Below are 6,069 nucleotides of genomic sequence, written 5' to 3' on the forward strand. Positions count from 1 at the left end.
CCCTAGGCGCCCGTCCCGACGCGGCGCGGCCCGCGCGGGCGGCTCACCACCCGTCGGGCAGCGGCCGTCCCTCGTCGTAGCCCGCTGCCGACTGGATGCCGACCACGGCGCGTTCGGCGAGCTCGTCGAGCGAGGTCGCCCCGACGTAGGTGCAGGCTGAGCGGACCCCGGCGGTGATGCGGTCGATGAGGTCCTCGACGCCGGGTCGCTCGGGATCCAGGTACATCCGCGAGGACGAGATGCCCTCCTCGTAGAGCCCCTTGCGGGCGCGGTCGAACGCCGTCCCGCCGAGCGTCCGGGCGGCGACGGCCCGCGCCGAGGCCATCCCGAAGCTCTCCTTGTAGAGGCGTCCGGTGCCGTCGGCGTGCAGGTCGCCAGGGGACTCGTACGTGCCGGCGAACCACGAGCCGACCATGACCTGCGACGCGCCGGCCGCGAGCGCGAGGGCGACGTCGCGCGGGTGGCGGATGCCTCCGTCGGCCCAGACGTGGCGGCCGAGGCGGCGGGCCTCGGCGGCGCACTCGAGGACGGCGGAGAACTGGGGGCGTCCGACGGCCGTCATCATGCGCGTGGTGCACATGGCGCCGGGTCCGACGCCGACCTTGACGATGTCGGCCCCGGCCTCGATGAGGTCGCGGGTGCCCTCGGCGGTGACGACGTTGCCGGCGACGACGGGGACCTGCGGGTCGAGGGAGCGGACGGCCGCGAGCGCGTCGAGCATCTTGCGCTGGTGCCCATGGGCGGTGTCGACGACGAGGACGTCGACACCGGCGGCGAGGAGCTCGGCGGCCTTGGCGCGGACGTCGCCGTTGATGCCGACGGCGGCGGCGACGCGCAGCCGTCCGTCAGCGTCCACCGCGGGGGTGTAGATGGACGAGCGCAGGGCGCCGACCTGGGTGATGACGCCGACGAGCTCGTCGCCGCGCACGACGGGGGAGAACTTGCGGCGCGAGCGGTGCAGGGTCTCGAAGGCGGCTTCGAGGCTGCGGGGGCCCGAGCCGGTGATGACGTCGAGGGGGACGACGGTGGGGTCGCTGGTCATGACGGCGCCGACCTGGGTGAAGCGGTCGACCCCGGAGCAGTCGGCCTCGGTCACCACGCCCACGGGGCGGTTGCCCTCGACGACGACCGCGGCGCCGTGGGCACGCTTGCCGATCAGCGTCATCGCGGTGTGCACGGTGTCGTGCGGCGAGACGACGACGGCGCTCTCGATCACGGGGTGCCGCGCCTTGACGGAGGCGACCACGTCGGCGACGACGTCGGTGGGCACGTCCTGGGGGAGGACTGTGATGCCGCCGCGCCGGGCGACGGTCTCGGCCATCCGGCGGCCCGCGACGGCTGTCATGTTGGCGACGACCACGGGGATCGTGGTGCCCGTGCCGTCGACCGCGGTGAGGTCGACGTCGAAGCGGGAGGTGACGTCTGATCGGGACGGGACGAGGAACACGTCCCCGTACGTGAGGTCGTAGGTGGCACTCTGACCTGGCAGGAAGCGCATGTTTACCCCTTTCCCGCTCATCCTACGGGCGACGCGCGTCACGTCGGGGCGGTCCCGGTGGGGCGGCCGGGCTGCTTGGACCTGAGGGCGCGCTCAACGTCGGGCGCCTAGAGTGGGGGCCGACGTGCGGCAGCCGTGCTGCGCGCAGACGTGGAGGAGGACGGTGTCGCGTGGGTCTGCTCGCTCGCATCAAGACGCCTGCGGACGTACGACGGCTCACCCACCGCCAGGTGGGTGTCCTCGCCGCTGAGATCCGTGAGTTCCTCGTGCAGTCGGTGTCGCGCACCGGTGGGCACCTGGGGCCGAACCTCGGCGTCGTCGAGCTGACGATCGCGATCCACCGGGTCTTCGAGTCGCCGCGCGACACGGTCGTGTTCGACACAGGGCACCAGGCGTACGTCCACAAGCTGCTGACCGGTCGCCAGAACTTCTCCGACCTGCGCAAGCGCGGGGGGATGTCGGGGTACCCGAGCCGTGCCGAGTCGGAGCACGACGTGGTCGAGAACTCTCACGCCTCGACGGCACTGAGCTGGGCGGACGGCATCGCCAAGGCGAACGAGGTGCAGGGCCGCCGCGACCGCCACGTGGTCGCGGTGATCGGCGACGGGGCCCTGACCGGCGGGATGGCCTGGGAGGCGCTGAACAACATCGCGGCCGCGCCGGACCGCCGCCTGGTCATCGTGGTCAACGACAACGGCCGCTCGTACGCGCCGACGATCGGTGGGCTCGCGTTCCACCTCGACACGCTGCGCACGACCCAGGGCTACGAGAACGTGCTGAGCTGGGGCAAGCGCACGCTGCGCAGGTCGGGCCCGCCCGGACGGGTCGCGTACGAGGCGCTGCACGGCCTGAAGAAGGGCATCAAGGACGTCGTCGCCCCGCAGGGGATGTTCGAGGACCTGGGGCTGAAGTACGTGGGTCCGGTGGACGGGCACGACGCGCCGGCGGTCGAGCGGGCGCTGGCCCGGGCGAAGGCCTTCGGCGGTCCGGTGCTGGTGCACGTCATCACCGAGAAGGGCCGTGGGTACTCCCCGGCCGAGCAGGACGTGGCCGACCGGTTCCACGCCGTCGGGCAGATCCACCCCGAGACGGGGCTGCCGGTCGCGCCCTCGCGGTTCGGCTGGACGAGCGTGTTCGCTGACGAGATCGTCCGCATCGGCCGGCGGCGCCCGGACGTCGTGGCGATCACGGCCGCGATGCTCGCCCCGGTGGGCCTGGCACCGTTCGCCAAGGAGTTCCCCGAGCGCACGTTCGACGTGGGCATCGCCGAGCAGCACGCCGCCACGTCGGCCGCGGGCATGGCCTTCGGTGGGCTGCACCCCGTCGTCGCGCTGTACGCGACGTTCCTCAACCGGGCCTTCGACCAGGTCCTCATGGATGTGGCGCTGCACCGTGCGGGGGTGACGTTCGTCCTGGACCGCGCCGGCCTGACCGGTGACGACGGCGCGAGCCACAACGGCATGTGGGACCTGGCGATGCTGCGCATCGTGCCGGGCCTGCACCTGGCGGCGCCCCGGGACGAGCCGACGCTGCGTGCGGCGCTGCGTGCGGCCGTCGACATCGACGATGCGCCGAGCGTGGTGCGCTACCCCAAGGGTGCGATGGGCGACCCGGTGCCGGCGGTCGACGAGGTCGACGGCATCGACGTGCTCGCCCGTCACGACCCCGCCGGAGCGACGCGCTCGGTGCTGGTCGTGAGCGTCGGCACCATGTCCGCGACCGCGCTCGAGACCGCTGAGCTGCTCGCCGCGCACGGGCTGCGGGTCGACGTCGTGGACCCGCGCTGGGTGCTGCCCGTGCCCGCCGCCCTCACCAAGCTCGTGGGCGAGCACGACCACGTCGTGACCCTCGAGGACGGGGTGGTGGACGGCGGGATCGGTGCCGCGCTCGCGCAGCGTGCGCAGGAGGCCGGCCTGCGCGTGCCCGTGCAGTGCGTCGGGGTGCCGTCGACGTTCCTCGACCACGCCTCGCGCGAGCAGCTCGTGACATCCCTCCGGCTCCGGGCGGCAGACGTCGCCCGCGACGTGCTGACGGCGCTCGGGGGCGCCGGCTGACGACCCTCCCGGACCGGTGCACTGCGGGCATTTCGACCCGTTCTGCCCCGGTTGGCGGTGCTAAAGTGACCAGGCTCACACACCGAGATCACGGGGGAGGTCCAAGGTCCCAAGACATCCCATGACTTGATCCGTAGCGTCGTGGTTACCAGACCTCACCGAGGAGCACAGGATGTCCACCACAGCAGCCCCGCAGCCGGCCACCGACGCCACAGCGTCCGCCTGGCGCACCTTCGTCGCCGGACCCTGGAACGACGGCATCGACGTTCGTGACTTCATCCAGCGCAACTACACGCCCTACACGGGTGACGCCTCGTTCCTCGCCGGTCCCACCGCACGCACCACCGGTGTGTGGACCAAGCTCACCGAGATGTTCCCCGAGGAGCGCGAGCGCGGGATCTACGACGTCGACGCGAAGACGCCCTCGACGATCACCTCGCACGCCCCCGGCTACATCGACCAGCCCAACGAGCTGATCGTCGGCCTGCAGACGGACGCGCCGCTCAAGCGCGCGATCATCCCCAACGGCGGCTGGCGCATGGTCGAGGGCGCCCTCACGACGTACGGCTACGAGCCCGACGAGACCGTCAAGAAGATCTTCACGGAGTACCGCAAGACCCACAACCAGGGTGTCTTCGACGTGTACCCGCCCAACGTCCGTGCTGCGCGCTCGTCGCACATCATCACGGGCCTGCCCGACGCGTACGGCCGCGGCCGCATCATCGGCGACTACCGCCGCGTCGCCCTGTACGGGATCGACGCCCTGATCCAGGCCAAGAAGATCGAGCGCGCCGAGCTCGACATGGAGCGTTCGGTCGAGGACGTCATCCGCGACCGCGAGGAGAACGCGGAGCAGATCCGCGCCCTCCAGGAGCTCAAGGCGATGGCCGCCTCGTACGGCTTCGACATCTCGCGCCCCGCGGCCAACGCCCGCGAGGCCGTCCAGTGGCTGTACTTCGCCTACCTCGCGGCGGTCAAGGAGCAGAACGGCGCAGCGATGTCGCTGGGTCGCACCTCGACCTTCCTCGACGTCTACCTCCAGCGTGACCTGGCCGAGGGCCTGATCACCGAGGACGAGGCGCAGGAGCTCATCGACGACCTCGTCATCAAGCTGCGCATCGTGCGGTTCCTGCGCACCCCCGAGTACGACGCCCTGTTCTCGGGCGACCCCACCTGGGTCACCGAGTCGATCGGTGGCATCGGCGAGGACGGGCGCCCGCTCGTCACCAAGAGCTCCTTCCGGTTCCTGCAGACGCTCTACAACCTGGGCCCGGCTCCCGAGCCGAACCTGACCGTGCTGTGGAGCAACCGCCTGCCCGAGGGCTTCAAGAAGTTCTGCGCGCAGGTCTCGATCGACACCTCCGCGATCCAGTACGAGTCCGACGAGCTCATCCGCCAGTCCTGGGGCGACGACGCGGCCATCGCGTGCTGCGTCTCGGCCATGCGCGTCGGCAAGCAGATGCAGTTCTTCGGCGCCCGCGTCAACCTCGCCAAGTCGCTGCTCTATGCCATCAACGGTGGTCGCGACGAGGTCAGCGGCAAGCAGATCGCCCCGGTCAGCGCCCCCGTCCAGGGTGACGTGCTCGACTTCGACGACGTCAGCACGAAGTTCGACAAGCTGCTCGACTGGCTCGCCGAGACCTACGTCGACGCGCTCAACTGCGTGCACTTCATGCACGACAAGTACGCCTACGAGCGCATCGAGATGGCCCTGCACGACCGCGAGATCCTGCGCACCATGGCCTGCGGCATCGCCGGCCTCTCGGTCGTCGCCGACTCGCTCTCGGCCATCAAGTACGCCACCGTCCGCGTCGTCCGCGACGAGACCGGCCTCGTGACCGACTACGTCACCGAGGGCGACTTCCCGACCTTCGGCAACGACGACGACCGGGCCGACGAGATCGCCGTGGCGATCGTGCGCTCCTTCATGGAGAAGATCCGCGCGCAGAAGACCTACCGCGACTCGCTCCACACCCAGTCGGTGCTGACGATCACGTCGAACGTCGTCTACGGCAAGGCCACGGGCAACACCCCCGACGGCCGTCGCCAGGGCGAGCCGTTCGCACCGGGCGCCAACCCCATGAACGGCCGCGACACCCACGGCATGCTCGCCTCGGCGCTGTCCGTCGCGAAGCTGCCGTACTCGGAGTCCATGGACGGCATCTCGCTCACCTCGACGGTCGTGCCCTCGGGCCTCGGCCGCACCCGCGACGAGCAGATCGCCAACCTGGTGGGTCTGCTCGACGGCTACAACGTCTCCTCCGGCTACCACGTCAACATCAACGTGCTGAACCGCGAGACGCTCGAGGACGCCATGGAGCACCCCGAGAACTACCCGCAGCTCACCATCCGGGTCTCGGGCTACGCCGTGAACTTCGTCCGCCTGACGCGCGAGCAGCAGCTCGACGTGCTCTCGCGGACCTTCCACGGCGGGCTCTGACCCGACCGGACCGGGGGGGGGGGGGGGGGGGAAACAGACAGGGGCCAACCCCAAAACACCTCCCCCCCAACCCGGGG

3 protein-coding genes are annotated in these 6,069 nt (G+C 70.9%); 2 read left to right on the forward strand and 1 reads right to left on the reverse strand.

Features of this window, described 5'->3' with window-relative positions; translation table 11 throughout:
• Positions 1-43 precede the first annotated feature (43 nt).
• On the reverse strand, positions 44-1,498 hold the full coding sequence (locus ACGIF2_RS00715; RefSeq protein ID WP_396042426.1) for a GuaB1 family IMP dehydrogenase-related protein: 1,455 nt from the start codon (positions 1,496-1,498) through the stop codon (positions 44-46).
• A 170-nt stretch (positions 1,499-1,668) separates the two neighbouring features.
• On the opposite strand from ACGIF2_RS00715, the gene dxs reads away from it, so the two are divergent.
• A complete protein-coding gene (dxs, locus tag ACGIF2_RS00720; RefSeq protein WP_396042428.1) occupies positions 1,669-3,552 on the forward strand; it encodes a 1-deoxy-D-xylulose-5-phosphate synthase in 1,884 nt (627 codons plus the stop codon).
• A 172-nt stretch (positions 3,553-3,724) separates the two neighbouring features.
• Positions 3,725-5,992 carry a formate C-acetyltransferase gene (pflB, locus tag ACGIF2_RS00725; RefSeq protein WP_396042430.1) on the forward strand — a complete coding sequence of 756 codons (2,268 nt, stop codon included), beginning with the start codon at positions 3,725-3,727 and terminating at the stop codon, positions 5,990-5,992.
• Positions 5,993-6,069: the final 77 nt, after the last annotated feature.

The organism is Cellulomonas sp. P22 (assembly GCF_044392165.1).